Source organism: Halobaculum sp. MBLA0147, assembly GCF_041361345.1.
Lineage (GTDB): Archaea > Halobacteriota > Halobacteria > Halobacteriales > Haloferacaceae > JAHENP01.
Map to the genome: position 1 here is coordinate 194,008 of NZ_JBGKAD010000001.1, position 25,967 is coordinate 219,974.

The following is a 25,967-nucleotide window of genomic DNA, read 5'->3' on the forward strand; positions in this document are numbered from 1 at the left end:
CGGCAACGTGGGGTAGATGAGTCACGTCGAACGCGTCCACATCTCTGACTTCAAGTGTCTCTCCGAGGTAGATCTCGAGTGCGGACAGTTCAACGTGCTGACGGGCCGCAACGGGACTGGGAAGACCTCGATTCTGGAGGCGATTCGACTGGCGCACGATCCGACGGCGTTGGAGTCGTACAGGTCTGCCGTCGGGAATCTGATCGCGGTCGGAGAAAAATCCTTGAGCGTGGAGCTAACGACGGTGGATGACTCTCTACGTTTTCAACTTGATTGCCCAGATGCTAGCGAAACGCACTCTTTGATGGCTGAAGCGGCTGTTGGCCACACTATGATCGAAAAGCCATCTGAATTAGTATTTTTGTCTAGTTATTATAATGATATTGGAGAGCATGTAGAATGGATTGAGGATATGTTTCAGAAGACAGAGACTGAACCCGTCAATATGGCCGTCAGGGTTCAAACTGAGGACTACGACGACTTCTTCGTCTCTCTCGGATCCAGTGTCACTATCTCTTTATCCGAAATGGGGGACCGGCCAGAGTCACCCTACGAGGACAATACAGAAGGGGTACACATTAGAAGATTTGGAGAATTCACTGGAGAACCCCCAGCGGTAGAGCCGATCCGTCTAGTCGATCCAGCCGGCCAAACACCGGTACGGTCGCCAGAGGACTCCGAACTCCGCCGCGTCCGTGTCCGCGACTTCCTCCGCGAGCACGATATCCTCCCGAACCTCGAGTCGTTCGGCTTCGACGAACTCGTGTTCGACGAGAACGGGAGCCACCACTCCATCCCCTACGAGTTCCTCGGTGAGGGGACGAAGACGGTCGTCGAAGTCGTATGGCAACTCCTCGCCGAGGAAGAGATTCCGGACGTGATCCTCTTGGAAGAGCCGGAGAACCACCTCCACCCGGGGTACGTGAAGGAACTCGTCGTGTTCCTGATCGAGTTCGCCCGTGAGGAGGACGTGCAACTGTTCGTCACCACGCACAACGTCGACTTCCTGACGGAGTTCTTCAACGACGCCACCGTCGGCGACCACACCGATTGGCTCCGCGAGGAGTTCCGACTGATCCAGACCACCGAACTGTCGCCCAAACAGTTCGACTACGAGCGAGCACGAGAACACGTCGAAGACCTCCAGTTGGACCTCCGAGGCCTATGAGCGGACACGTCGTGTTCACCGAGGGTCGCAACGACGTGTATTTCGTGCAGAAGGTGCTCGAACGGTGTAACGAGTCACCCGACGTGACGAAGTACGTCGCCGAGGACGAGCACAGGCAGACGATCTCCGTAGGAGAACAGGAGCGAGCACTCCGGGACTTCCGCCGTGACGATCACGACCACTTCCTCAAGTCCGAGGGCGGCGACGGCGGGCTGTACGACGTCTTCGCCTACTCTGCGGAGAAGATTGTCACGGGACAGTTCGACGCGACGCTCGTCTTGGACCTCGACGAACGTGGGTTCGAGCCGGTCGTCGGCGAGGTCCGAGAGAGCCTCACCGAGGAGTTCGACGGCTCGATGGAGTGGGACGACGGAGAACAGGTGGCTACGGAGGGTGACCTCTGGGTCGGTGAGGCGACGCTCGCGGACGTGAACACCGGCGACAGTTCGACGTTCGCGCTGGTGACGTTCGAAGACGACCTGGAGGCGGCAGTCGGCTGTGCGTCGACCGACGACCGGAGTGAGCGGTTCCGAGCGATCCGCGAGTACGCGCACCGGAGACCCGTGATCGAGGCGTTCCTCGAACTGTACGACTGATACGACTTCGACCACCACGCCCGCTCCCGCGTCAGTGAGCTCGGGCCACTCCCCTCACCGGTCCAACTCGTACGGATCGTTCCGGTCTACGTCCGCACGGGCCTGGGCACGCTGCTCCGCGAGGTGTGGCGGCACCTCCGCGAACACCGGATCGAACAGCTCCTCGGGCTCCGGGCGCGGGACGGACTCGGCCGTCGCGACCGCCTCCGCCAACTCCTCGTCGGCGGCCTCGCGCGCCTCGGTGCGGAACGACTCGTCGACGATCCCCTGGTCGAGACACCACTCCTCGAAGCGGTCGACCGGGTCCGCGAGTCGCCACTCGGGGAGGTCCGGGTCGCCGTCGCGGTACTGACTCGGGTCGTCGGCGGTGGTGTGGGCGCCCTGCCGGTACGTCAGCGCCTCGACCAACACGGGGTCCCCCTGCCGCGCGTCGTCCAGGGCGTCGGTGACGACCGCCCGCACCGCCAACGGGTCGTTGCCGTCGACGCGGACGCCGTCGATGCCGTAGGCGTCGGCCTTGTCCGCGATGGTGTCACTGGCCGTCTGGCGGTGTCGTGGTAACGAGATCGCCCACCCGTTGTTCTCACAGAAGAACACGGACTGGGCGTCGAACACGCCGGCGAAGTTCAACCCCTCGTGGAAGTCGCCCTCGCTCGTCGCGCCGTCGCCGAGACAACACAGCGCCGCCCACGGCTCGTCGTTGTGGGCGGCGTACATCCCCGCGCCGGCTGCGTGGGGGATCTGGGAGGCGATGGGGACCGCCTGCGGGAACACACGTTCGTCGTGGTCGGAGTGGTACTCCGGGAACCCGCGCCGGAACAGGAGGATGTCCGACATCGGGACCCCGCGAGCGATCTGGAGCGCGTTCGAGCGGTACGTCGGGAACAACACGTCCCGGCGCGCCATCGCGTGGGCCGCGCCGACCTGTGCGGCCTCCTGTCCCTCGTAGGGTGGGTAGCCGGACATCCACCCGCGCCGCTGGAGGGCGAGCGCGCGCTCGTCGAACCGGCGCGTCCGGACGAGATCCCGTAGCGCCGTCCGCGCGTCCGCCTCGTCGAACCGCGTCTCCTCGAGGTCCCGCTCGCCGACGATCCGGTGCATACCGCGGGGGTGTCCCGGCGGCCGTAAAAGTTGCCGGACTCCGCGACGAGTCCCCCATCGGACCACCGACTCGTGACGACGACACGACGCCGGGCGCCCGCAGTCAGTCCATCGAGGGGACGGGGACGGCGTCGGCGACGCTGCTCAGTACGTCCCGCCGAGTCGCCCCCTCGATCTCGGCGTCGGCGGTGAGCACGAGTCTGTGTGTGAACACCGGCTGTAACATCCGTTTCACGTCGTCCGGGACGACGTACTCGCGGCCGTAGATCGCCGCGTACGCGCGTGCTGCCTCGAACAGATGTTGGATCCCACGTGGCGAGACACCCACGTCGACGCGACTGTCTTCCCGCGTCGCCCGTCCCAGATCCACGATGTAGTCGCGCACGCCGGGTGCGACGCGGACACCCTCCGGCACCTGCCTGAGTGCCCGCACGCGGTCCCCGTCGATCACCGTCGACACCGTCGGGATCGAGCCGCTGCGGTCCGCGCGCCGGTCGATCAGCTCTCGTTCGCCGGCGCGGTCCGGGTAGCCGATGGCCGACTTGATCGTGAAGCGGTCTCGCTGTGCCTCCGGGAGCCCGAACGTCCCCTCCTGTTCGACGGGGTTCTGCGTGGCGATCACGAAGAACGGCTCCGGCAGGGCGTGCGTCTCGCCGTCGACGGAGACCTGCCCCTCACCCATCGCCTCCAACAACGCGGCCTGCGTCTTCGGCGGCGCGCGGTTGATCTCGTCGGCCAGGACGACGTTCGCGAAGATCGGTCCCGGCGCGAAGGTGAACTCCCCGCCGGCCTCGTCGTACACGTTCGACCCGGTGATGTCCGCGGGCAACAGGTCCGGGGTGAACTGGATGCGCTTGAACGACAGCCCCAGCGCGTCCGCCAGACTCCGCGCCGTCAGTGTCTTCCCCGTCCCCGGCACGTCTTCGAGCAGGACGTGCCCCCCGGCGACGACGCCCGTCAACACCGTCGCGAGGAACTCCTCGTCGGCGATCACCGCCGTCCCCACCTCCTCCAACACGGCCCCGGCGACCCGGGACGCCTCCTCGACGTTCATCGCCTCCACACGGTTCCGGCGGGGGCTTGAAACCTCGGGTCGCCGTCCGGCCGTCGAGTTACGTCGTCTGTCGAATCGGATGACGTTCCGTAACGTCTAAGCACGGCTCACCGGAACGCGGTACCATGTCGACACAGTACGACGCGGTCGATCCGGTCGGCGACGAGGTGGTCGCCAACCTGGCTCGTGCCGCGCTGTTCGCCGCCCTGATGGGGGCGTTCGCGTACGTCTCGTTCCCGAACCCGCTCGCGCCCGGGATTCCGGTGACCTTGCAGGTGTTGGGTGTGTTCCTCGCGGGGATCATGCTCGGTCCGGCGTGGGGCGCCTTCGCCCTCGTCGTCTACCTCGCGGCCGGCGCGCTCGGCGTGCCGGTGTTCTCCGGGGGGTCTGCCGGCGTGGGTGCGCTCTTGGGTCCGACCGGCGGCTACCTGTTGTCGTACCCACTCGCGGCACTCGCCGTCGGTGCGGTCGTCCACCGCGGCCCGTCGCTGCGGGACTTCCGAGCCGCCAGCACGCCGATCCTCGTCGGTGGGATGGTCGCCGGCACCGCGCTGATCTACGCCGGCGGTGTGCTCGGACTGATGCTGTTCGGTGACTACGGGCTGGCCGGCGCGTTCACTGCCGGTGTGGTGTCGTTCCTCCCGGTCGAGGCGCTGAAGATCGCCGCCGCCGTCGGGGTCGTGCGCAGCGAACGGATCGCGGCCGCCTGAGGAGTCGTGCTCGTCGTCGAGGACCTCGTGTTCGCGTACGACGGCGGTCCGGCTCTCGCTGCCGCACCCGCCGCGGAGCGTGGTGAAGGCCCGTCGGACGCGCAGACGGGTGAGGCGTCGTCGCAGACACACACGGTCGACGAGCCGTCGCCGTCCGACGACCGCCCACCGACCGCGGACAGGGTTCTCGACGGCGTCTCGCTGACGGTGCCGGACGGCGAAGTCCTCCTCCTCGCCGGCCCGAACGGCTCCGGGAAGTCCACGCTCGTCCGCCACTTCGTCGGACTCGCGGAGCCGGACGCGGGTCGGGTCCGCGTCGACGGCGTCGACCCGGTCACAGAGCCGGTGGCGGCACGCACCGCCGTCGGGATGGTGTTCCAGCGGCCCCGCGACCAGTTGGTCGCCGCGACCGTCGGCGCCGACGTGGCGTTCGGTCCCGAGAACCTCGGACTCGACCGCGCCGAGATCGACCGTCGGGTCACCGAGGCGTTGGACACGGTCGGGATGACCGGCCGTCGGGACGAACGGGTCGCTGCGCTGTCGGGCGGCGAGCAGGCCCGCGTCGCACTCGCCGGCGTCCTCGCGATGGAGCCGTCACACCTCGTCTTGGACGAGCCGTTCGTCGGCCTCGACGCGCCGGCACGCGACTCTGTGTTGTCACACGTTCGGACGCTGGCCGCCACCGACACGACCGTGATCATCGTGACACACGACCTCCGGGAACTCCTGCCGCTCACGGATCGTGTGGTGGTGCTGTCCGACGGGGAAGTCGCGCTCCGTGCGTCGCCGGAGACTGCTCGCGAGCGACTGCCGGCGTTGGGTGTCAGGGTACCTGAGTCGTGACTCCGACCACCGCCCTCGGACGACTCGATCCGCGGACGAAGCTCGCACTCCAGGCGGCGGTCGCGGTCGCTGCGTTCCGCCACACCTCGCCGCGCGGGCTGGCGGCGGTCACGCTCCTCGTCGCGGTCGGTGTCGCACTCACGGGGACGTCGCCGGTGACGCTGTTGCGTCCGTACGTGTTCGTCGCGCCGTTCCTCCTGTTGGGGCCGGCGTTCGCGGCCGCGGAGCTGGGTCCGCCGTGGATCGACCTCGCGGCGGCCGTCGACCCGGCGTTGGCGAGCTACCGCACCGTCCTCCTGTTGTTGGTCGGGGCCGTCTACGTGCGGACGACGCCGGTCCGCGAGTCGGAGGCGGCGATCCAGCGACTCGTCCCGGGGCGACTCGGCCGTCTCCTCGGTGTCGCGCTCGGCCTCGTCTTGCGGTTCCTCCCGCTCGTACGGCGGGAGGTGGTGCGGACGCGGGAGGCGATGCGGACGCGACTCGGCGACGAGCGCCCCCTGCGCGAGCGGATGCGACTGCTCGTCACCACGTCGCTCGCGAGCACGTTCCGGCGCGCCGACAGGCTGGCCGACGCGCTCCGCGTGCGGTGTCTCGCCTGGAACCCGACGCTCCCGCGACTCCGGTTCGCGCGACGCGACGTACCCGGGTTGGTGTTGGCGGCGCTGCTCTTCGTGCCGCCGAGTGTGGTGGAGTGGGTGGTCGCCACCACACCGAGCGTGGTAGAGTGGGTGGTCGCCACCACACCGAGCGTGGTAGAGTGGATGGTCGTCGCCGTGCCGGGTGGCGAGTGGTCGCTCCTCGTGGTTGCCGGCACGACACTGGTAGTGGGTGTCGTCGTCGACCACGGGAGCGGGTAGCCGTCGCCGACCGGCTGCGTCGGACCGGGGTGAGACTCTTGCGTCTCGACCGCGCTACTGCCGGGTGTGACGGATCGGACACCGGCGGCGGCACGCGAGCGACTGGTCGCGTCGCTCCAGCGTCGTGGCCGACTCGCGGACTCGCGGACGGCCGACGCGCTGCTGTCCGTCCCTCGCCACCGGTTCGTCCCTCGGGCGAGTGTGGCGCGAGCGTACGCCGACCGGCCGCTCCGGATCGGGCGCGGCCAGACGATCTCGGCACCACACGTCGTCGCGGCCATCTCCGAGTTGTTGGACCCGGCGCCGGACGCGCGAGTGTTGGAGGTCGGGACGGGCTGTGGCTACCACGCGGCGGTGACGGCGACGCTGCTCGAGGAGGGCCACGTCTACTCCGTCGAGTACGACGCCGAACTGGCTCGGACTGCCCGCCGCCGACTCGACACGCTGGGCTACGACGTGACCGTCGCGCACCGGGACGGCTGGGACGGGTGGCCCGACCACGCCCCGTACGACGCCGCCTACCTCACCTGTGCGGCCCCGTCGGTGCCGTCGGCGGTGCTCTCGCAGGTCCGTCCCGGCGGCAGGGTCGTCGGCCCGATCGGAACCGACGAGCAACGACTGGTCCGGTTGCACGTCGACTCGGACGGCGTCGAGCGCGAGACCCACGGCGCCGTCCGGTTCGTCGAGATGCGCGGCGGCGAGTGACGCGACGACCGTCCAGAAGTGACCCGGCTCTCGTCCTGTCAGGCTCGTCCCACGCAGTTCTTGAGTCTCGCCCACGTGCGGCCGATCGTGTCCACCGGAGACGACCACGCGGTCGAGACGCTGCTGGCCGTGCGAGCGGCCCGCGAGACGGGTGTCCTCGAGGCCTACCTCGAGTCCGCGGGAACACCGGCGGAGGCCGCACGGATCGCGAACGTGACCGAGACGGGAGCGCGGGTCGCCGGCCGCGCGCTCGCCGACGTCGGCGTGCTCGAACGCGTCGACGGGGAGTACGAGCCCTCGAACCCGGCGTTGGGGTTGCTGACGAAACGCGACCCGCGCTCGATCGGCACGCTGCCACACCGACTCGACGTGCTCGACACGCTCGTCGACCTCCCGGAGACGATCGAGACGGGGTCGCCGCCAGAACTCCCGCCAGAGTGGCGGCGGAACCGCGTCGGTGCCGACGAGGCGACACCCGAGGCGGTCCGGCGCGCTCGCGTGACGACTGCGGTCCGTGCGGCACCGGACGCGACCGACGCCCTGGACGTGTGTGGTGGCGCGGGGGCGACGGCGGCGGAACTGGCCGCGCGCGGGCTCGACGCAGCGTTCGTCGAAGCCCCCGAGATTCTCGACGAGGTGCGACCACTGGCGGAGAGTCGCGACGTGACCCCGCTCGTGGGGCCGCTGGACGATCTCGACCGCCGGTTCGGCTTGGTGACGCTCGTCGACGTGGTCGGCGAGCAGTCGGTCCCGGAGGCGGAGCAGACGCTCTCGGCCGCGGTCGGGCGTGTCGCACCCGGTGGAACGGTGGTCGTGCTCGACCGCTTCGCGGAGCCGGCGGCGACTCGGGCCGCCGTGCGGTCTCTCGCCCGTGGCGACGGCGAGCGACCCGACGAGTCCACCGTCGAGCGGGTGGTCGGCGACACCGACGCGACGGACGTGCGCTCGGAGTCCGTCCCCGGGACCGACTACGACGCCGTGATCGCCCGTCGTCCGGAGTGAGGTGCGGTCGGTCCCGGTGTCGTGCGACGTGGCGTCGTGACACCTCGGTCGTCGCCCGCGTGGCGTTCACGTGTTAACGCCGGGTTATTCCTCCGCGCCGCCGCCTCGGGGTAGTGTGACCGACAGCGACGCTACCGGGACGGCTTCGACGGACGAGGGGGGCGAGACTGGGACCCGCGAGACGGCGACCGACGGGACGGCAACTGACGAGACCGCGACCGACGAGCCCACAGACTCGGCGGAGGCGGGCGACGACCGCGTCACGGCACCGGAGGTGGGGCCGGACGACCCGCTCCTCCTGGACGACGACCGCTTTCACGGGGGGAACGTCTGTCTCGTCACCGGGGCGGCGTCGGGGATCGGCCGCGCCGTGGCGCTGGTCGCCGCCGCGAACGGGTTGACCGTCGTCGGCGGCGACGTGGACGAGTCGGGCCTCGCGGAGACGAGCGAGCGCGTCGACGGCCTCGGCTTCCCCGGACAGTTCCACGGCGTCGTCGCGGACCTCGCCGAGCAGGACGACGTCGAGCGGTTGGCCGAGCGTGCCCGCGAGGCGGGGACGATCACGTACCTCGCCAACGTCGCCGGGCTCCAACACGTCGCGCCGATCGAGTCGTTCCCGACCGAGCAGTTCGACCGTCTCCACGACGTGATGGTCCGTGCGCCGTTCCTGTTGTCGCGCGCGGTCGTGCCGGACCTGCGGGCGGCCGACCACTGCGGCGCCATCGCGAACATGGCGTCCGTCCACGGCCACTACGTCACGAGCGACAAGGTCGCGTACAACGTCGCCAAGTTCGGCGTCCGCGGGCTCACGAACTCGCTGGCGGCCGAGAGCGACGGCGACTTCCGCGCCTTCTCCGTCTCGACGGGGTACGTGAAGACGCCGCTGGTCGTCGACCAGATCCCGGAGACGGCTCGCCAGCGCGGCATCTCGGTCGACGAGGTCGTCGAGGACGTGATGCTCGGCCAAGCCCGCGCGACGGAGTTGATGGAACCCGTCGAGGTCGCCAACCAGTTCCTCTACGGCTTCTCCGAGCACGCCGCACACCTCAACGGCACCGACCTGCGCCACGACGACGGGATGGTCGACACCTACGAGTGACTCGGGGTCGGACTGTCGGGCGTGCCCACCGACTCGCCCACCCTGATCGACCCAGGGACGCACCTCCGACCGGTCGCCGATGCTGGTGACGGTGCCGGTGACGCCGACGCCGGGAATCGAGACGCTTGGGTCCGCGACGACGGCGACCGAGAACGGCTCCCACCGGCGGGTGTCTACCGGGTGGTCGGGCGGAGTGACGACGCGGTGACACTGTTGGCGGTAGGTGACGCCGACGGCGTGCGCGTACACTCCGGGCAGATCCACCGCGTGTCACGCGAGCGACTGAGGGACTTCGAGCGCGTCCGCGCACCGGAGCCACCGGGCCTGCTCGTCGCGTTCGGACGGCGACTGTCGTCGCTCGTCGGCCTGCGGTGACGGGCGCGGCGAGCGGCCACCGCGTCGAGGTGTCGGAGCGGACGACGGAGGAGAGACAGGGAGATTCGACGGCGAGAGCGAGTCAGAACTGCGGGACGACCGACCGACGAGCGCCGCTCAATCGGCGGGTTGCCGCACCTTGTCGGCGAACTTCTCGCGAACCTTCTGGATCTTCGGGTCGGCGTTGAACTGGCAGTAACGGTCGTTCGGGTTCTTCTCGTAGTAGTCCTGGTGGTACTCTTCGGCGACGTACCACTCCTCCAACGGCTCGATCTCCGTGACGATCTCGTCGTCGTACGCCCCCTCGGCCGCCAGTTCCTCGACGAACGCCTCCGCAGTCTCGCGTTGGGCGTCGTCGTGGTAGTAGATCGCCGAGCGGTACTGTTCGCCCACGTCCGGCCCCTGTCGGTTCAGCGTCGTCGGGTCGTGGATCGTGAAGAACACCCGCAGGAGGTCGGGGTAGCCGATCACGTCCGGATCGTAGGTGATCTGGACCGCCTCGGCGTGACCCGTCTCCTCGCGGCAGACGGCCTCGTAGGTGGGGTCGGCGACGTGGCCGCCGGTGTACCCCGACTCCGCCTCGTGGACGCCGTCGAGTTCCTTGAACGCCGCCTCCACACACCAGAAGCAGCCACCCGCGAGGGTGGCCTGCGCAGTCTCTGTCACACCCGAACGTAGGGCTGCTCGGCGGATAAGCCCCTCGGCAGCGGCGGCGACGGCGACCGCCGTGGCGTCGTCGCTGGCGGACTGTGTCGCACCGACGATCGGCGACCGCGCGGAGCCGTCGCTGGGTGGCTCGCGTCGAAAGAAGTGATCCCGTACGACTCGGTCGCGACCGGCTCAGAACGCGCCGGCGTTGACCGTCACGTCCGCGTACAGCGACTCCTTCAGTGCGGCGTGGACGTGGCAGATGTCCTCGGCGTACCCGAGCAGCTCGTCTGCCTCCTCGTTCGTGAGGTCGGCCTCGACGTGGAGTGTGAACCGGATCGCGGTGAGGTCGTCCTCGTCGTCGAGGTCGGCCTCGGCGTCCGTCTGGATCTTCCCCAACTCGTCGAAGTCGTTACGCTGGGCACCCGCACGGAACGCGTACGAGAAACACGCCGCGTAGTCCGCCACGAGCACTTCGTTCGGGTCCGGTCCCGACTCGCCCGTCGCGTCCGTGTCGATGTTGAAGTCGCCGACCTGACTCGTCGCCTGGAACCCCGCCTCGTTCACGGTGGTAGATTCGATGTCTGTCATGGCTCGTCTCCACCGAGGGTCTCTCCCAGCCTAAACCTGCCGATGCACGGCGTGTGTCACCGTCTCGCATCGTCTCGTTCCGCCGATCACTCGCCGCAAGCGACTCGCTCGCGGGGAATTCCCGACTCGCGAGAACACGCTGGGGCGTTCAAACCCGCTCGTCCGCTCTCCGCAGACAGAGACACCGTCCGACCGACGAGGTTCCGCCGCGGGCTCGCGGCCGTTCCGCCGCTCGCGAGACGAGTGACCCGACTCGCCGCCGCTCCCCCGGTCACCACCCCCGAACACTAGCCACCCCCGACACGAGCCACGACTCCCGAACACGAGTCCATCCCCCAACACCATGCTCACTGCATACACACGCGACAGACGCCCTACAGCGTCGCCGGCCGACGTACCGATCACAGAGTGTCGCGAACTCGACGGGGGTGTCGACCGGTGACCGACCTCCGCGAACGGTACGTGAACCTCCTCTACTGGTCCGTCGAGCGGGTCGGTGCCGACCAGTCCGTCCAGCGGACGATCCTCGCGGCCGTGACGATCCAGTTCGCCGTCTCGCTCGGTCAGGCGGTCGCGCCGTTCCTGTTGCCGACGGGTCCGATCCGGCTCGCGACTCAGGGCCTGTTGTTGCTCGGAGCGGCGGTCGCGTTCGTCAACACCGGGATCATCGCCCGGCGGAACCTGATCCGGCCGGTAGAGCGGCTCCACGCGACGGCGACCGAGATCGCCGGCGGCACCGTCCCACGCGAGCCGGTGACGGCCCACCCGGCGGTCGATCCGGACCAGCCGGACGAGATCGGCGAGTTGGCTCGGTCCGTCGAGGAGATGCGGAGCGTCCTGGCGACCGTCGAGGACCAGGCGGACGCACTCGCGGCGCGCTCGTTCGACGACGAGCGACTCGACGCGGAGGTACCTGGCGAGTTCGGCGCCGCACTCGCGGGAATGCACGCCGAACTGGAGCGGTACACCCGCGAGTTGGAACGGGTGATCGACCGCGTCGGGGAGACCGCCGACGCGGCGGCCGGTGGTGACCTGACCGCTCGCGTCGACCCCGAGGCGGTGCCGGACGACTACGCCGCGCTGGCGCGTGCCTTCGACGACCTGTTGGACACGGTCGTCGCCTCGCTGGCGGAGGCGGCGGCGTTCGCGGACGAGGTCGCCGTCGCGACGGAGCAGGTGACCGACGGCACCGACGAACTGGCGACGACGGCCGAGACCGTCGCGACGACCGTCGACGGGATCTCCGAGCGCGCGGACAGACAGCGCCGCGAGCTGCGGACGGCCGCCGACGACGTGAGCGACCTCTCGGCGACCGTCGAGGAGATCGCCGCCTCCGCCACTGCAGTCCGCCAGACCACCGAGGAGGCGGACACACTCGCCGGCGAGGGGCGTGCGGCGGCGACGGACGCCGTCGACGACCTGGAGGCGGTCGCCGAGCGGATCGAGTCGACGACGGAGACCGTCGAGACGCTCGTCGCCGCCGTCGACCAGATCGAGGCGGTCGCGGCGGTGATGGAGAGCCTCGCCGAGGAGACGAACCTGTTGGCCGTGAACGCCTCCATCGAGGCGGCGCGAGCCGGTGGTGACGCCGGCGACGCCGCGGACGGCTTCGCCGTCGTCGCGGAGGAGGTGCAGGCGTTGTCCGACGAGGGGAAGACCCGCGCGGCGGAGATCCAGGCGACGGTGCGGGAGATTCAGTCACACGCCGACCGCGCCGCCCGAGAGGTGCAGGCGACTCGCGACGAGGTGCTGGCGACGGTCGACGGCGTCGAGGACGTGCTCGGACGGTTCGACGACCTCGCGCGTGTCGTCGGCGAGATCGACGACAGCGTCGCCGAGGTGTCGACGGCGACGGACCAGCAGGCTCGTGTCGCGGAGGAACTGTCGGCACACGTCTCCGAGGTGGCGTCGTTGGCCGACGAGACGGCCACGGAGACTGAGTCGGTTGCGGCGACCACCGACCAGCAGTCGGCCGTCGTGGACCGCGTCGCCGACGACGCGCGGCGGCTGTCGGACGACGCGGCGGAACTGTCGGCGCTGTTCGAGACGTTCACCCTCCCCGAGGCAGCCGCTCGCGGCGACGCGCACGATGGAGACGCACCCGTCGCCGCACCGGAGTCCAGTGCGTCCGGTCGGTGACTCGGCTCGTCGGCGGGTGACCGCTCACTCGCGGATCTCGACGGAGAACGGGTCGGGCCACGCGTAGCGCCGGTCGCCCCAGACGAACGTCCGTCGCGCGGCGGCGTACGCGAACAACGGCGGCCCGGCGAGTGTGGCGGGGACCGCGAGCAGCCAACTCGGCCGCTCGACGCCGAGCCACGCGTACACCACCCACGCGAGGAGCGTGACGACGAGTGTGGCTGGCAGCGGGGCGAGCAGACAGGCGCAGGCGACGACCGTCGACAGCACCGTGCCGCCCCAGAATCCGGCCGGCTCCGTCCGTGCGACGATCTTCGCGAACCGGACGTGTCGCTCCAGCGTCGCCCGGATCGACCCGCCGGCCGGCACCGACCGGACGCGTCGCCGTGGCGTGGTGTCGAGGTACATCGAGAGCAGCCCGTCGTCCGTCACCGTCCGCCGGAGTGCCCGGCGGAACACCGTCTCGTCCGATATGGTTCCCGTCGCATCCGGGGTGGTCCTCGTCGTGTCCGGGGTGGTCTCCGTCGCGTCCGAGGTAGCCCCCGTTGCGTCCGAGGTAGCCCCCGTTGCGTCCGAGACGGTCCCCGTCTCGTCGCCGAACCGCTCGCGGTGTGCGTCGGGTGCCTCGAGGTCTCCGCGTTCGAAGATCACGCCGCCGGCCCACGCCTTCCGCCCGGCGTACGTCCCGAGGGTGCCACCGAGCGCGTAGGCGGGCTCCAACAGTGTGGCGAGCGGGTCCCGCCCGACGAAGAACGGGAGTTCCGTCACCGGGCCGAACCGTTCGTACTCTCGCCGCAGCGTCGCGAGCCACGCCGGCGGGTGGTGGAAGTCGTCGTCGGTCCAGACGAGTCGCTCCGTCTCCGCGGCCGCCATCCCCGTCGCGACCGCGTTCGCCTTCCCGGAACACCGGTCCGGATCACCCGCACACACCACTCGCACCGTCCCGGCGAGTGTCTCCGCCTCGGCGTCGCCGCCTGCGTCGGACCGCCACGTCCCGTCTCGCACCGCGTCGACGACCGGATCGGACTCGTGGTCCGCGACCACCACGAGGGTGTCCTCCGCGTGGAGTTGCTCGGCGACCTGGCGGCAGGCCGGTGTCCACTCGCGGGTCGCCAACACCACCGTGAGCGGCGTTCGAGACACGTCCGGGGGTGTCGGGCGAACGGGAATAACCTGGTCGGTCTGACTCGCAGCGTGTCACCACTGGTCTCGTCCGCCCGTCGGACACACCCCGCGAGGATTTACCACCCACGCCGGTCTCCACGGAGCCGTGACCAGCGCGAACGAGGCGGACCTGGACTGGGAGGCGGTCGACGAGACACACACCGGCCTCCGCCGCAAGCGGCTCGCCCGTGCCGCTGGCGGCGAGGAGCTGGGGTGTAGTCTGTACGAACTCCCGCCGGGCGAGCGCGCCTGGCCGTACCACTACCACACCGGCAACGAGGAGGCGCTGTACGTCCTCGCGGGCGAAGGTGGCGTCCGGCTCCCCGAGGAGACGCTCTCGGTCGAGCAGGGCGACTACGTGGCGCTGCCCGCGGGACCGGACCACGCACACGGCGTGTTCAACGACGGCGACGAGCCGCTGCGGTACCTCGCCGTCTCCACGATGCGCGACCCGGACGTGACGGTCTACCCTGACTCCGAGAAGGTCGGCGTGTTCGCCGGAGCCGCACCCGGCGGCGAGGGAGAGCGGACGGTCCACGGCTACTACCGCCGCGACGACGACGTGGACTACTGGCTCGACGAAGACGGCGACTTCTCCGAGAGCGATCCGTCGGATCGAGCCGGTGAGGCGGAGGAACCGACCCGAGAGAACTGACTCGGGAGGACTGACCCGAGCGAACTGACCCGAGCGAACTGACCCGAGCGAACTGACCCGAGCGAACTGACTCGGGTGCGGGACGCGAGCGGCGGCGTCCGCCTGCCGCCCGGACGCTCCGTCACCCTGCGGTCGGTCGAACTACGCCAGAGTGAACGTCTCGTCGCCCTCGAGGACGCGCACGTCGGCGTCGCTGCCGGTGGCGGCGACCTCGCTGACGAACTGCTCGGTGTCGATCTCGACGGGCGGGAACGTGTCGTAGTGCATCGGGAACGCGGTGTCGACGTCCAACCAGTCGACGGCGATCGCCGCCTGTGTCGGCCCCATCGTGAAGTGGTCGCCACAGGGGACGGCGGCGGCGTCCGGTTCGAGGAACGCGCCGATCACGTCCCGCATCTCCGTCATCAGTCCGGTGTCGCCGGCGTGGTAGAACGTCGTCGCCTCCTCGTCGGACTCCTGGGTGGGCTTCGAGTCGGAGAGCACGAAGCCGGCGGGCATCCCGACCTCGTGTTCGTAGTCGGTGTTCAGCCCACTCGTGTGGTCCGCGCGGTGCATCGTCACGAAGGCGTCGCCACACTCGACGGTGCCGCCGAGGTTCATCCCGATCGACTCGTCGAACCCGAGTTCGTCCTCGGCGTACGCCGTGATCTCCGGCGTCGCGACGACCGTCGCGTCCGCGAACTCGCCCGCGTGGGCGACGTGGTCCGCGTGCCCGTGTGTCAGCAACACGAAGTCCGGCGTGTCCACGTCGGCGGGTTCCAGCGACGTGTGCGGGTTGTCGAAGAACGGGTCGATCAGCAGCTCCGTGTCGCCGACCGCGACGTGCCAGGTCGAGTGGCCGTGCCAGGTGAGGTCCATGGTGGACATGACGTGCGTGTGTTGTCCGGCAGGCGGGATAAAGCCGCGCGATGCGGTGCGGGTGACCGGGACACTCGTGACAGTGGCAACAGTCAACTACGGGCGGGCGCAACGACGGGTATGGTCTCCCTCTCGACTCGCCCGCGGGCGTTCCTCTCCGGGTACGGACTCGGGCTCTCGGGTGCCGTGGCGGCACTGGTGTTGAGTCTCCTCGGCGTGTTGGTGTTGCAGGTGCTCGGACTCGCCGGGTTGGAGGTTCCGGCGGCGGGTCGCCTCGTCGCACTACTCGTGTTGGGCCAGTACGTCCCGTTCATGGGTCTCCCGCTGTTGTACCTCCGCGTCGGACGCGAGTTCTCGTGGCCCGAGGTGCGGTCGTACTTCGGCGTCCGACTCCCCTCGCTGATGGAGGTGGGTGTGTACGTCGGCGGACTGATCGCGCTGTTCGCGCTCGTCTCCGGGACGGCGTTCCTCGTCACCGAGGTGCTGAACCTCACGCCCGCGAGCAACAACGCCGGGGAGTTGGCCCAGCAGTCCCCCGGACTCGCGCCGCTGTTGATCGTCGCCTCCATCCTCGTCATCGGCCCGTGTGAGGAGACGCTGTTCCGTGGGGTCGTCCAGAACCGTATCCGCGAGGCGTTCTCGGCACCGGTCGCCATCACCCTCGCCGCGGCGCTGTTCGCCGCGATCCACGTCACCGCACTCACCGGCGGACTGGGCGCTCGCGCGGTCACCATCGTGATCCTGCTGGTCCCGAGCTTCGTCTTCGGTGCCGCCTACGAGGTGACGGACAACCTCGTCGTCCCGGCCGCCATCCACGGCACCTGGAACGCGCTGATCTTCACGAGCATCTACCTCGCCGCACGCGGCGCGATCCCGGCCGGCGAGACGGTGCTGCTCCCGTTCGTGTGAGTGGCGGTACTACCGATACGACAGGCAGTACTGCTCCCGTTCTGCGAGAGAGATGCTACTCCTCCCGTTCTGCGAGAGAGACGCTACTCCTCCCGATACCGTGAACTGCTCGGTGGCCGAGGAGTCGTCGCGACGAGGTACCCGACCCGTGGCAGAGCCACGGGCCCAACAACCCGAAACCACCCGATCACGCGGTGGTCACGGCGCCGATCGAGTCGGTCCCACCCGACCGTCTCGGACGCCGAGTGCCCGCGGGGCGCCCGTAGTCGCCGCGACTCCGGGGCCGCGGACCGTCTCACGGCCCGACACCGTGACGGGAACCAGCCGGTCGCCACCGTCGCGTGCGTGTGGTGACACAGCGATGTGTGTCGTGTTCACGTACCTGTCTGCGACGCATAAGGGTTCCGGGGTCCTGCGTCGAGCGAGACGGCGCGTCACTCGGCCTCGTCCGTCGCAGTGTCGTCCGCGTCCACGTCCGTGTTCTGGGCCCCCTCGATCTCTGCCGCCTCGGTTTCGGCTGGCGGCGTCGTGTCACGGTCGTCGAGGAAGAACGACTCCCGCTCGAACGGCTCCGACTCCCCACGCACCGCCACGACGTCGAGAGCGGTCACCTCGGCGTCGACGCCGAGCAGTCCCGCGAGACTCGGCTCCGTGCGTCCCCCGTCGCCGGAGACGAGTTCCTTCACGTACAGTCCCCCTTCGCCGTGAATCTCCACGGTCGCGCGGGTCGGGTCCTCCGGGTCGCGCTCGCCGGTCACCTCGTAGGCGGTGCGCTCGCGGGTGAGCGACGCGCGCCGGTGGTCCACCCGCTCTGGCGTGTACTGCTCGACCGTCGTCCCGGACAGCTCCGCCGTGGCCGCGGCGAGCTCGTCGGGAGCGACCGCCTCCCCGAACTGCACCTGCGCGCGGTAGCGCTTGCTCGCGTCGAGTTCCTTCACGCGCTCGACCGTCTCGTACGTCGCGAGGCGGAGTCCATCGACCTCGACGGTACCGTCCGCGAACGCGTTCACGTCTCCCTCCAGGCGCTCCGCGTCCACGTCGCGGCGGCGTGGCTCCTCCACCTCGATCACGAACGGGCGGCCGGTGCCGAGCATCAGCGCGTCCACGTCCTCACGGCCCGCCCCGTGGAACGCGGTGTCGACGCCGTCCATCACGTCCTCGACGACCGGCGCCGTGAGCTGCTCGACGCTCTCCTCGTAGCGGTACCCCGACCCGTCACAGACTTCACACGGGCCGTCGCCGGTGTACCCGGAGCCGCGGCAGTCCGAACAGGGCCACTCCGTCTGTGGCACGTCGCGTTCCAGCTTGCGGTACCGCCCGTAGACGAACGCGGAGTTCACGTCCGCCTCGACGGTGTCGGCCTCGAGGTCGATCAGGAACTGCACGTCCGGGCGGTCGAAGTCCACGTCCGTCTCCGTCGCGCGGCCGACTCGCTTGCCCACCTCGCGGTTGAGTTCCTTCCGGAGCGGTTCGCCGTCCTCCGGGTCCAGTCCGGCGTCCTCGCGGAGCAGGCGGTCGTTCTCCTCGTACAGCCCCGGGACGCGGCTCCCGACCTGGTAAGTCGCGAACTCGAAGCTGGCGACCGCGTCCGTCGCTCGCTCGACCAACTCGTCGAGACGGGTGAACACGCCCTCACACACCCAGCAGTCGTCGGGGTCGGCGGGCTCGAAGTCGGTGTCGTCGGCGAGGGCGACGGCGGTGCGGAGCCCGCGGCCGCGCTCGTCGTTGCCCAGGCCGAACGAGCGGTCGGCGAACGGCCGACCGAGACAGTGGTCACACAGCGGGCCGGACGCGAGGAGAGCGCGCGCCCGGTCGAGGACGGCGTCGGCTCCGTCGGTGTCGCTCATGTCACCGACTGGACGGTGACCGCGGGAACCTCTTTCGTTCGCCGCAGCGGGTGGCGGCGCGTGGGAGGTGCCCCGCGAGCGAGGCCGCTGGTGCCGCGACGGCGCTGGGTCGTCACACGGGGTCGGCCACCTCGTCGGGGGGATCGGCGCTGTCCTCACGCAACGCCGTCACGGTCACGTCCGAGACGGCGAACGGCTCGGCGAGGTGGTCCGCGAGCGCCGCCGCGTCGGGCGCGTACTCGGGGTCGACGGCGAGCGTCGCCGTCACCTCCGCGGTCAACTCGTTCAGGCCGGGCTGGACGCCGTCCAGCGACGCGTCCTCGACGGACTCGACGGCCGGGACGCGGGTCAACCGCTCGCGGACGCCCTCGGCGAGACTCTGGCTGCCGTCACGAGACACTGCGACTGTCAGGCTGGCGTCGGCCAGCGTGGTCAGGTGGACCGACATAGGCTCCCGGCACGACTCGAACGTGCCTGCGGGCCGTCACCCGGGGAGTGGGCGACGACCGGACCGGTCACCGAACGGGGGTCGGAGAAAGGTGTCCGCCTCCGTCCGGGCCGGGCCCGGTCGCCGTGTGCGCGTTCACGCGGCGATGGAGACGGACGGTGCGTCGGGCCGAGTCACCACGACCCCGCCGCCACCCCACGTGCCCAGTTCGAGATTGCCCTCGAACTCGGACCGCGGCATGCCGACGGTGTCGCCCGCCTCCAGACCGCCATACGCGCCACTGCGTGGCAGGGCGCGCATCGGTGCGGCGGTGAGGCGGGTCATGGTGACTCGTTCCGACTTGCGTCGTGGTTGTCACAGAGGAGGGTATCTACTTAATTCTGTGGTCTGGTTGTGAGACTCTGACGTACGTGTTCGAGTGATCTCCGGGTGGATTTCGGGCGTCGACGCGTGTGGGGACACTCCGTGATGCGCGACCCACTCCCGTGCAGCCGAGTTCGACAGCCGAACTGTCGGACCGTCGTTTTGATGTACGGGCGACCGGACGTACGAGTATGGACGACAGCGAGATCCCGAACCAGTACGCCCCACACGAGGTCGAGGAGACCGTCGGGACACACTGGGCGGAGACGGACGCCTACGAGGCCGCGAAGGCGGCACACGAAGACGACCCGTCGTTCTTCTTCGTCGACGGTCCGCCGTACACCACCGGCCAGATGCACCTCGGGACGGCCTGGAACAAGTCGCTGAAGGACTCGGTGATCCGCTACAAGCGGATGACCGGCCACGACGTGACGGACCGCCCGGGGTACGACATGCACGGGCTCCCCATCGAGACGAAAGTCGAGGAGGAACTCGGCTTCGAGACCAAACAGGACATCGAGTCGTTCGGCATGGAGGCGTTCATCGAGGAGTGTCGTCGCTTCGCGGAGGAGAACCGCGAGGCGATGGACGAGGACTTCCAGTCACTCGGGGTGTGGATGGACTGGGACGACCCGTACAAGACGATCACCCCGGAGTACATGGAGGCCGCCTGGTGGGCGTTCGCGCAGGTCCACGACCGCGGACTCGTCGAACAGGGGAAACGCTCCATCAGTCAGTGTCCGCGGTGTGAGACGGCGATCGCCAACAACGAGGTGGAGTACCACCAGGTGAGCAAGCCGTCCATCTACGTGAAGTTCCCCCTCGCGGACGAAGAGGGGTCGCTGGTCATCTGGACGACGACGCCGTGGACGATCGTCGCCAACACGTTCGTCGCCGTCGACGCCGACCTCACCTACCAGAAGGTCCGCGCCGAACGCGACGGGGACAGCGAGGTGCTGTACGTCGCCGCCGACTGCGTCGAGGAGGTGCTCTCGCGGGGCCGCTACGAGGACTTCGAGGTGCTGGCGGAGCTGTCCGGCGAGGAGCTGGCCGGCACCGCCTACGAGCACCCGCTGCCGGAGGAGGTCCCCGACCACGTGGACGCCGAGGGCACCCAGCAGGTGTACACGGCCGACTACGTGGAGGCGGACCGGACCGGGCTCGTCCACTCCGCGCCCGGCCACGGGGAAGAGGACTTCGAGCGCGGCCAGGAACTCGGCCTGCCGGCGTTCTGTCCCGTCGGGACGGACGGCGTGTACACCGACGAGGCGGGCGCGTACGCCGGCCAGTTCGTCCGGGACGCGAACGACGACATCGTCGCGGACTTGGACGACCACGGCCTGCTGCTCGCCAGCGAGGACGACCACACGGTCGACGAGGGGCAGTGTTGGCGGTGTGACACGGACATCGTCCGGATCGTCACCGACCAGTGGTTCGTCACCGTCACCGACGTGAAAGACGAGCTACTGGCGAACCTGGAGGACAGCGAGTGGCACCCGCCGGAGGCACGCGACAACCGCTTCCGTAACTTCGTCGAGAACGCGCCCGACTGGAACGTCTCCCGCCAGCGCTACTGGGGGATCCCGCTGCCGATCTGGGTGCCGACGGACGAGGACCGCACCGCCGAGGGGTCGTACACCGCCGACGAGACGCTCGTCGTCGCCACGCGCGAGGAACTCGCCGAGCGCGTCGACCAGGAGATCGACCCCGACGAGATCGACCTCCACCGCCCCAGCGTGGACAACCTGACGATCACCGAGGACGGCGTCACCTACGAACGCGTGCCGGACGTGTTCGACGTGTGGTTCGACTCCTCCGTCGCCTCGTTGGGCACCATCGGCTACCCCGAAGACGAGGCCGCCTTCGAGGAGCTGTGGCCCGCGGACGTGATCTTGGAGGCCCACGACCAGACCCGCGGGTGGTTCTGGTCACAACTCGGGATGGGGACGGCCGCACTCGGACAGGTGCCCTACGAGGAGGTCGTCATGCACGGGTTCGCGCGGCTCGGCGACGGGACGGAGATGTCGAAGTCCCGGGGCACCGTCATCACCCCCGACGAGGCCATCGAGGAGGCCGGCCGCGACCCGTTGCGGTGTTACCTGCTCAGCCAGGAACAGCACGGCGACGACCTGCGGTTCGAGTGGGACGGGCTGGCGGAGACCCAGCGCACGCTGAACATCCTCTGGAACGTCTTCCGGTTCCCGCTGGAGTACATGGAGCTGGACGGCTACGACCCGGCGACGGCGTCACTCGACGACGGGGAGCTGACGACCGTCGACGAGTGGGTGTTGTCGCGGCTCCAGACCGTCGAGCGCGAGGTCGCGACGGCGTGGGCAGACTACCACGTCGACGACGCCCTGAACGCGGTGTTGGACTTCGTCACGCAGGACGTGTCGCGGTTCTACGTGAAGGCGACCCGCGAGCGGATGTGGGAGGACGCCGACTCCGCGACCAAGCGAGGCGCGTACGCCACGATGGCCACGGTGCTCGACGAGGTGACGCGGCTGCTCGCGCCGTTCGCGCCGTACCTCACCGAACGGATGTACCAGCACCTCGACGGGGAGGCGACGACCGTCCACGCACTCTCGTACCCCGAGGCCGACGAGACGCTGCGAGATTCGGCGCTGGAGTCGGACGTGGCCGTGTTGCGCGCCGCCGAGGAGGCGGCCGCGAACGCCCGCCAGCAGGCCGAGCGGAAGCTGCGCTGGCCGGTCACGGAGGTCGTCGTCGAGAGTCCGGACGCGACCGTCCGGGAGGCGGTCGAGCGACACGCCGACCTGTTCGGGGAGCGCGTCAACGCACGGACCGTCACCGTCGCCGCCTCGTACGGCGAGTTGGTCGACGTGGCAGAGGCGGAGATGAGCGAACTCGGGCCGGCGTTCGGCGGGGCGGCACAGGACGTGATGGCGGCCGTGAACGGGGCGAGTCGCGACGAGTTGACCGCCGAGGGCGGCACGCTGGCGGTGACCGTCGACGGCGAGCGGTACGAGTTGACCGACGAGATGGTGTCGTTCCACACGGAGGCCCCCGAGGGCGTCTCCGGGACGCGGTTCACCGTCTCGGGTGCGGGCCCGGACGGCGCGGACGTGGACGGCAACGTGTACGTCGACACGGAACTCACCGACGACGTGGAGTCGGAGGGGTACGCACGCGACGTCGTCCGCCGGGTCCAGGAGATGCGGAAGGAACTCGACCTCGACGTCGAGGAACGGATCGTCTGTGCGGTGGACGTGGCCGACGAGCGCGTCGCCGGCTTCGTCGCGGACCACGCCGACTACGTCGCCGAGGAGGTGCGCGCCGACGACCTGCGACTGGGTGAGTCGCTGGACCGCGACCCCGACCTCACCGAGGAGTGGGACGTGGAGGGCGTCGCCGTGACGATCTCGGTCGCGCGCGTCGCCGCCGAGACGCCGGCCGACGACTGAGTTCGCGGTCGACTACCGAGGTTGCGGCCGACCACCGGGGTCGCGGCCGACTACCGGAGTCGCGGCCGACTGCCGAGGTCACGACCGACTACTCGCAGACGAGGTAGTAGTACGTCTGGTCGTGTCGCTCGACGGTCCCACTCTCGGTCACGCGGAAGTCCGCGTCCTCCAGCGTCTCGATCCAGTAGTCCAGCGGCCCGTCGTACTCGTCGGCCGCCGCCTCGTCGTGGATCGACGGGAGCGCGAGCACGCCGAGCGTCCCACCCTCCCGGAGCACCCGCCGCGTCTCGGCGAGCGCGCTCACCGCCGCCGGTCGCGAGAGGTCGTGGAGCAGTCGACACGCCGTCACCACGTCTTGGGAGTCCTCCGCGATGGGCAGCCGACCGGCGTCACCCACGACCGGGTGTGGGTCGAGCCCCGCCGTGGCGGCGTTCGCGCGGAGTCGGTCGGGGGAGTTCCCGCGGATCACGCGGTCGTCGAAGCTGTCGACCGCCGTCACCGTCGTCTCCTCGGGCACCACGTCGCCGAGGCCGACCAGCGAGCGCCCCGTGCCGGCACCCAGATCCAGCCACCGGTCAGCGTCCTCGAAGTCGATCCCGCGGGCCAGCGGCGCGTACTTCCAGCGGTCCGGCACCCACGGCGCGGGGACGAACAGCCGCTTGGCGGCGGGTTGGGCGTACCAGAGACCGCCGAGCACGACGACGAGGCCGACGGCGTACCCCACGTCCGTCGCGAGGAGGGTCCCGACGGCCGCGCCGACGGCGGCGACCCCGACGCCGATTCCGATCCGTCGGAGGCGACGGCGGAGGTGGTAGACGCCGAAGTAGTAGGTGAACACGCTCCGGGGTGACTCGGGCGGTGGGTTTGGCTCTGTCGCTCTCCCGGCGACTCGCCACCGGAACGGTGAAGTGTGCGACCACTTCCGGCCGCCGTCGTCCCCACAAGACACTCCACGACGCTCTCGTCACGGGATGGTGTGCGACGGCACGTGACGCTCGCGCTCGTCGGTCTCGTCGTCCTCGCCGGCTGTCTCGGCGGCACCAGCCCACTGGCGGACGACGAGACGGACGGCCCGACGGCGACACCCGGGGAGTTCCGCTCGGAGAACGAGCTGCGCGACCGTCTGCGGATCAACACGCTGTCGGAGACGCCGATCCGCGTGGTCGGCCGGCTGGTGTGGCGCGACAACCGGACCGTGTTGAACCAGACGGTCCCGGCCGACGCCGGCGAGGTGCGCCTCGACGCGACGAGCGAGACTACGGCGGTCTACCACGTCCAGATCCGCAACCAAGGGCGTGTCGTCTGGAGCCGACGCCTCCCGTCGTCGGTCACGTACGAACTGGTCGTCCGCGAGAACGGGACGGTCCGCGTCGAGAGTTTCGCCGAGGCGTGACTCGCGGGACGACGCGACCGCGGGAGCGAGACCCGTGCGGGCCGAGACTCCTGGGACGCACCCACGACCGACGGACCTAACGGCCGGCTCCCCGAGAGTCGGACGAGAGCCGTGTCCGCAGACACACCCCTGCCGCCGCTGGCGTTGGACATCGACGGGACGTTGACCGACGAGGACGGACGGATCGACCCGCGGATCTTCGACCCGCTGCGGGAGTGGCCCACGCCGGTCGTCCTCGCGACCGGGAAGTCGTTCCCGTACCCCGTCGCCCTGACACAGTTCCTCGGGATTCCCGAACGCGTGATCGCCGAGAACGGCGGCGTCACGCTCGTCGACGGAGCAGTCCACTACGAGGGCGACCCCGACCGCGTCGAGCGGGCGACGGCGGCGTTCCGCGACCGCGGCGGCGACCTCGGGTGGGACGCGGCCGACACCGTCAACCGCTGGCGAGAGACGGAGGTGGCGGCCAGACTCACCGCCGACGAGTCGCTGCTGCGAGCCGTCGCCGACGAGTTCGACCTCGAACTGCTCGACACCGGCTACGCCTACCACCTGAAGGCACCCGACGCGACGAAGGGTCGCGGATTAGAGCGCGTCGCGGCGGCACTCGACACCGACCCCGCGGAGTGGGTCGCGGTCGGCGACAGCGAGAACGACGCGCCCACGTTCGCGACCGCGGGGCGGAGTTTCGCCGTCGCGAACGCCGACGAGACGGCCCGATCCGCGGCCGACGAGGTGCTGACGGAGGGGTACGCCGCCGGGACGCTCGCCGCACTCGACCGCCTGCGAGCGGAGTTCGGGGACTGATCGCGCCGGTGCGGGGTCGGGGACTGATCGCTCTCGGGTGGGTTCGCCCGAGGGTCCCCGGTCCGCCGAGACGGAGCCGATAAGTTCGCGCGTCACCAACCCGAACCCATGCAACACCGAGAACTCGGCGACTCCGGCGTCGCGGTCAGCGAGGTGGCGTTCGGCGCGTGGGTCGTCGGTACCGACTGGTGGGGCGACCGCTCCGAGGACGAGGCCGTCGAGATGGTCCAGTACGCCCTCGACGAGGGTGTCTCCTTCTTCGACACGGGCGACGTGTACGGCCACGGCCGCTCCGAGGAGTTGATCGGCGAGGCGCTGGGCGAACACCGCGACGAGGTGACGGTCGCCACGAAGGTCGGCTACGACTTCTACAACAACCCGCAGGCCGGCCACGGGGAACTCCCGAAGGAGTTGGACTCCGAGTACGTCCGCGAGGCCGTCGAGAAGAGTCTCGACCGGCTGGACATGGAGTACGTCGACGTGTTGTACCTCCACAACGCGAACGTCGACGAGGTGACGGACGAACTGCTGGAGACGCTGTACGACCTGCGAGAGGACGGGTACGTCGACGCACTCGGGTGGGCGCTGGGCCCCTCCATCGGCTGGCTCGCCGAGGGTGACCGCGCGGTCGAACTCGACTTCGATGTCGTCCAGACCGTCTTCAACCTGTTCGAGCAGACCCCCGGCCAGCACTTCCTGGAGACGATCCGCGAGGAGGGCGCCGACACGAGTCTCGTCGCGCGCGTCCCCCACTCCTCGGGACTGCTCAACGAGCAGGTGACGCCGGAGACGGACCTCGGGAAGGGCGACCACCGGGCACACCGCCCGAACGAGTGGTTCGAGACGGGCTGGGAGAAGCTGGATGAGATCCGCTTCCTCGAACGCGACGGCGCCCGCACGATGGGCCAGGCCGCGATCCAGTGGCTGTTGGGTCACGAGGAGGTCGCCTCCGTCACCCCGACGTTCCGGTCGCGGGCCGACGTGGACGAGTGGGCCGCCGCGCCGGAGACGCCGGCGCTGTCCGACGAGGAGCTGTCTCGCGTGGCCGAGCTGTACGCGGAGAACTTCGGCGTCGACCGCGACGACGGGATGAGCCCCGAGCAGTTCCGGAGTTCCGTCGACGGCGAGGACCTGCGTGCGGCCGGTGTGTTGCCCGCCGAAGCCGCGGGCGACTGATCGGCCGTCGGTGCTGGGGGCCGATCACTCTCCG

General features: G+C 69.7%; 25 protein-coding genes and 1 pseudogene. 16 read left to right on the forward strand and 10 right to left on the reverse strand.

Translation table 11 applies throughout. The features are described from left to right. The first annotated feature begins 16 nt into the window (after window positions 1-16). Both RYH80_RS00975 and RYH80_RS00980 read left to right on the forward strand, forming a co-directional pair. Window positions 17-1,168 (forward strand): AAA family ATPase, encoded by a 1,152-nt coding sequence (locus RYH80_RS00975; RefSeq protein WP_370901993.1) that lies wholly within the window; start codon window positions 17-19, stop codon window positions 1,166-1,168. Continuing rightward, window positions 1,165-1,764 carry a hypothetical protein gene (locus tag RYH80_RS00980; RefSeq protein ID WP_370901994.1) on the forward strand — a complete coding sequence of 200 codons (600 nt, stop codon included), beginning with the start codon at window positions 1,165-1,167 and terminating at the stop codon, window positions 1,762-1,764. The genes RYH80_RS00975 and RYH80_RS00980 overlap by 4 nt, the downstream gene beginning before the upstream one ends. A 54-nt stretch (window positions 1,765-1,818) precedes the next feature. On the opposite strand, the gene RYH80_RS00985 is transcribed toward RYH80_RS00980, so the two are convergent. Next, window positions 1,819-2,865 (reverse strand): thiamine pyrophosphate-dependent enzyme, encoded by a 1,047-nt coding sequence (locus RYH80_RS00985; protein WP_370901995.1) that lies wholly within the window; start codon window positions 2,863-2,865, stop codon window positions 1,819-1,821. 103 nt (window positions 2,866-2,968) lie between these two features. Further along, window positions 2,969-3,919 carry an AAA family ATPase gene (locus RYH80_RS00990; RefSeq protein WP_370901996.1) on the reverse strand — a complete coding sequence of 317 codons (951 nt, stop codon included), beginning with the start codon at window positions 3,917-3,919 and terminating at the stop codon, window positions 2,969-2,971. 125 nt (window positions 3,920-4,044) lie between these two features. Between RYH80_RS00990 and RYH80_RS00995 the strand changes: the two genes are divergently transcribed. The 7 genes and pseudogenes from RYH80_RS00995 to RYH80_RS01025 all read left to right on the forward strand — a co-directional run bounded on the left by RYH80_RS00995 (window position 4,045) and on the right by RYH80_RS01025 (window position 9,510). Next, entirely contained in the window at window positions 4,045-4,629 is a 585-nt protein-coding gene (locus RYH80_RS00995; protein WP_370901997.1) for a biotin transporter BioY, read from the forward strand. 6 nt (window positions 4,630-4,635) lie between these two features. Next, window positions 4,636-5,472 carry an energy-coupling factor ABC transporter ATP-binding protein gene (locus RYH80_RS01000; protein WP_370901998.1) on the forward strand — a complete coding sequence of 279 codons (837 nt, stop codon included), beginning with the start codon at window positions 4,636-4,638 and terminating at the stop codon, window positions 5,470-5,472. Then, a pseudogene (locus RYH80_RS01005) lies at window positions 5,469-6,140 on the forward strand (energy-coupling factor transporter transmembrane component T family protein); the annotation flags it as partial. The gene RYH80_RS01000 and the pseudogene RYH80_RS01005, both read left to right, overlap by 4 nt. A gap of 255 nt (window positions 6,141-6,395) precedes the next feature. Continuing rightward, the gene (locus RYH80_RS01010; protein WP_370901999.1) at window positions 6,396-7,034 is read left to right on the forward strand and encodes a protein-L-isoaspartate(D-aspartate) O-methyltransferase; all 639 of its coding nucleotides are present in this window, start codon (window positions 6,396-6,398) and stop codon (window positions 7,032-7,034) included. An 87-nt stretch (window positions 7,035-7,121) separates the two neighbouring features. After that, complete coding sequence (locus RYH80_RS01015; RefSeq protein WP_370902000.1) at window positions 7,122-8,036, forward strand: SAM-dependent methyltransferase; 915 nt, start codon at window positions 7,122-7,124, stop codon at window positions 8,034-8,036. A 274-nt stretch (window positions 8,037-8,310) separates the two neighbouring features. Then, window positions 8,311-9,135: an SDR family NAD(P)-dependent oxidoreductase gene (locus RYH80_RS01020; RefSeq protein WP_370904619.1), complete on the forward strand. Its 825-nt coding sequence runs from the start codon at window positions 8,311-8,313 to the stop codon at window positions 9,133-9,135. Between the two features lie 21 nt (window positions 9,136-9,156). After that, a complete protein-coding gene (locus RYH80_RS01025; RefSeq protein ID WP_370902001.1) occupies window positions 9,157-9,510 on the forward strand; it encodes a hypothetical protein in 354 nt (117 codons plus the stop codon). 117 nt (window positions 9,511-9,627) lie between these two features. On the opposite strand, the gene msrA is transcribed toward RYH80_RS01025, so the two are convergent. Together msrA and RYH80_RS01035 are read right to left on the reverse strand one after the other, a co-directional pair. Then, the gene (msrA, locus tag RYH80_RS01030; protein ID WP_370902002.1) at window positions 9,628-10,176 is read right to left on the reverse strand and encodes a peptide-methionine (S)-S-oxide reductase MsrA; all 549 of its coding nucleotides are present in this window, start codon (window positions 10,174-10,176) and stop codon (window positions 9,628-9,630) included. A 174-nt stretch (window positions 10,177-10,350) separates the two neighbouring features. Next, entirely contained in the window at window positions 10,351-10,749 is a 399-nt protein-coding gene (locus tag RYH80_RS01035) for an OsmC family protein (protein ID WP_370902003.1), read from the reverse strand. A gap of 438 nt (window positions 10,750-11,187) precedes the next feature. Here RYH80_RS01035 and RYH80_RS01040 point away from each other — a divergent pair, with 438 nt between their 5' ends. Beyond that, window positions 11,188-12,888: a methyl-accepting chemotaxis protein gene (locus tag RYH80_RS01040; protein ID WP_370902004.1), complete on the forward strand. Its 1,701-nt coding sequence runs from the start codon at window positions 11,188-11,190 to the stop codon at window positions 12,886-12,888. Window positions 12,889-12,912: 24 nt separating this feature from the next. Here the strand turns inward: RYH80_RS01040 and RYH80_RS01045 are convergent, their stop codons facing one another. Further along, window positions 12,913-14,031, reverse strand: a complete 1,119-nt coding sequence (locus tag RYH80_RS01045; protein WP_370902005.1) for a glycosyltransferase family 2 protein — start codon at window positions 14,029-14,031, stop codon at window positions 12,913-12,915. 127 nt (window positions 14,032-14,158) lie between these two features. Between RYH80_RS01045 and RYH80_RS01050 the strand changes: the two genes are divergently transcribed. Continuing rightward, entirely contained in the window at window positions 14,159-14,707 is a 549-nt protein-coding gene (locus RYH80_RS01050) for a cupin domain-containing protein (RefSeq protein WP_370902006.1), read from the forward strand. 141 nt (window positions 14,708-14,848) lie between these two features. Here the strand turns inward: RYH80_RS01050 and RYH80_RS01055 are convergent, their stop codons facing one another. Beyond that, window positions 14,849-15,565, reverse strand: a complete 717-nt coding sequence (locus RYH80_RS01055) for a metal-dependent hydrolase (protein ID WP_370904620.1) — start codon at window positions 15,563-15,565, stop codon at window positions 14,849-14,851. 120 nt (window positions 15,566-15,685) lie between these two features. Here RYH80_RS01055 and RYH80_RS01060 point away from each other — a divergent pair, with 120 nt between their 5' ends. Next, the gene (locus tag RYH80_RS01060; protein WP_370902007.1) at window positions 15,686-16,474 is read left to right on the forward strand and encodes a CPBP family glutamic-type intramembrane protease; all 789 of its coding nucleotides are present in this window, start codon (window positions 15,686-15,688) and stop codon (window positions 16,472-16,474) included. 434 nt (window positions 16,475-16,908) lie between these two features. Here RYH80_RS01060 and RYH80_RS01065 read toward each other — a convergent pair whose 3' ends face one another. The 3 genes from RYH80_RS01065 to RYH80_RS01075 form a co-directional block, all read right to left on the reverse strand. Beyond that, complete coding sequence (locus RYH80_RS01065) at window positions 16,909-18,321, reverse strand: tRNA pseudouridine(54/55) synthase Pus10 (protein WP_370902008.1); 1,413 nt, start codon at window positions 18,319-18,321, stop codon at window positions 16,909-16,911. Window positions 18,322-18,433: 112 nt separating this feature from the next. After that, complete coding sequence (locus RYH80_RS01070) at window positions 18,434-18,769, reverse strand: hypothetical protein (RefSeq protein WP_370902009.1); 336 nt, start codon at window positions 18,767-18,769, stop codon at window positions 18,434-18,436. Between the two features lie 135 nt (window positions 18,770-18,904). After that, complete coding sequence (locus RYH80_RS01075; protein ID WP_370902010.1) at window positions 18,905-19,069, reverse strand: hypothetical protein; 165 nt, start codon at window positions 19,067-19,069, stop codon at window positions 18,905-18,907. A gap of 254 nt (window positions 19,070-19,323) precedes the next feature. Here RYH80_RS01075 and ileS point away from each other — a divergent pair, with 254 nt between their 5' ends. Continuing rightward, window positions 19,324-22,557: an isoleucine--tRNA ligase gene (ileS, locus tag RYH80_RS01080; protein ID WP_370902011.1), complete on the forward strand. Its 3,234-nt coding sequence runs from the start codon at window positions 19,324-19,326 to the stop codon at window positions 22,555-22,557. Window positions 22,558-22,645: 88 nt separating this feature from the next. On the opposite strand, the gene RYH80_RS01085 is transcribed toward ileS, so the two are convergent. Continuing rightward, window positions 22,646-23,395 (reverse strand): class I SAM-dependent methyltransferase, encoded by a 750-nt coding sequence (locus tag RYH80_RS01085; protein WP_370902012.1) that lies wholly within the window; start codon window positions 23,393-23,395, stop codon window positions 22,646-22,648. 138 nt (window positions 23,396-23,533) lie between these two features. Here RYH80_RS01085 and RYH80_RS01090 point away from each other — a divergent pair, with 138 nt between their 5' ends. From RYH80_RS01090 to RYH80_RS01100, 3 genes are all read left to right on the forward strand, one after another. Further along, complete coding sequence (locus tag RYH80_RS01090) at window positions 23,534-23,950, forward strand: hypothetical protein (protein ID WP_370902013.1); 417 nt, start codon at window positions 23,534-23,536, stop codon at window positions 23,948-23,950. A 111-nt stretch (window positions 23,951-24,061) separates the two neighbouring features. Then, window positions 24,062-24,757, forward strand: coding sequence for an HAD-IIB family hydrolase (locus RYH80_RS01095; protein WP_370902014.1), 696 nt, complete (start codon window positions 24,062-24,064; stop codon window positions 24,755-24,757). A gap of 108 nt (window positions 24,758-24,865) precedes the next feature. Then, on the forward strand, window positions 24,866-25,933 hold the full coding sequence (locus tag RYH80_RS01100) for an aldo/keto reductase (RefSeq protein WP_370902015.1): 1,068 nt from the start codon (window positions 24,866-24,868) through the stop codon (window positions 25,931-25,933). Window positions 25,934-25,967 lie beyond the last annotated feature (34 nt).

Excerpts from the sequence above, each read along its gene's own strand:
- RYH80_RS00975 (WP_370901993.1), top strand. The coding sequence starts at position 17 with ATGAGTCACGTCGAACGCGTCCACATCTCTGACTTCAAGTGTCTCTCC.
- RYH80_RS00980 (WP_370901994.1), top strand. The coding sequence starts at position 1,165 with ATGAGCGGACACGTCGTGTTCACCGAGGGTCGCAACGACGTGTATTTC.
- RYH80_RS00985 (WP_370901995.1), bottom strand. The coding sequence starts at position 2,865 with ATGCACCGGATCGTCGGCGAGCGGGACCTCGAGGAGACGCGGTTCGAC.
- RYH80_RS00990 (WP_370901996.1), bottom strand. The coding sequence starts at position 3,919 with ATGAACGTCGAGGAGGCGTCCCGGGTCGCCGGGGCCGTGTTGGAGGAG.
- RYH80_RS00995 (WP_370901997.1), top strand. The coding sequence starts at position 4,045 with ATGTCGACACAGTACGACGCGGTCGATCCGGTCGGCGACGAGGTGGTC.
- RYH80_RS01035 (WP_370902003.1), bottom strand. The coding sequence starts at position 10,749 with ATGACAGACATCGAATCTACCACCGTGAACGAGGCGGGGTTCCAGGCG.
- RYH80_RS01055 (WP_370904620.1), bottom strand. The coding sequence starts at position 15,565 with ATGGACCTCACCTGGCACGGCCACTCGACCTGGCACGTCGCGGTCGGC.
- RYH80_RS01060 (WP_370902007.1), top strand. The coding sequence starts at position 15,686 with ATGGTCTCCCTCTCGACTCGCCCGCGGGCGTTCCTCTCCGGGTACGGA.
- RYH80_RS01065 (WP_370902008.1), bottom strand. The coding sequence starts at position 18,321 with ATGAGCGACACCGACGGAGCCGACGCCGTCCTCGACCGGGCGCGCGCT.
- RYH80_RS01070 (WP_370902009.1), bottom strand. The coding sequence starts at position 18,769 with ATGTCGGTCCACCTGACCACGCTGGCCGACGCCAGCCTGACAGTCGCA.
- RYH80_RS01075 (WP_370902010.1), bottom strand. The coding sequence starts at position 19,069 with ATGCGCGCCCTGCCACGCAGTGGCGCGTATGGCGGTCTGGAGGCGGGC.
- ileS (WP_370902011.1), top strand. The coding sequence starts at position 19,324 with ATGGACGACAGCGAGATCCCGAACCAGTACGCCCCACACGAGGTCGAG.
- RYH80_RS01100 (WP_370902015.1), top strand. The coding sequence starts at position 24,866 with ATGCAACACCGAGAACTCGGCGACTCCGGCGTCGCGGTCAGCGAGGTG.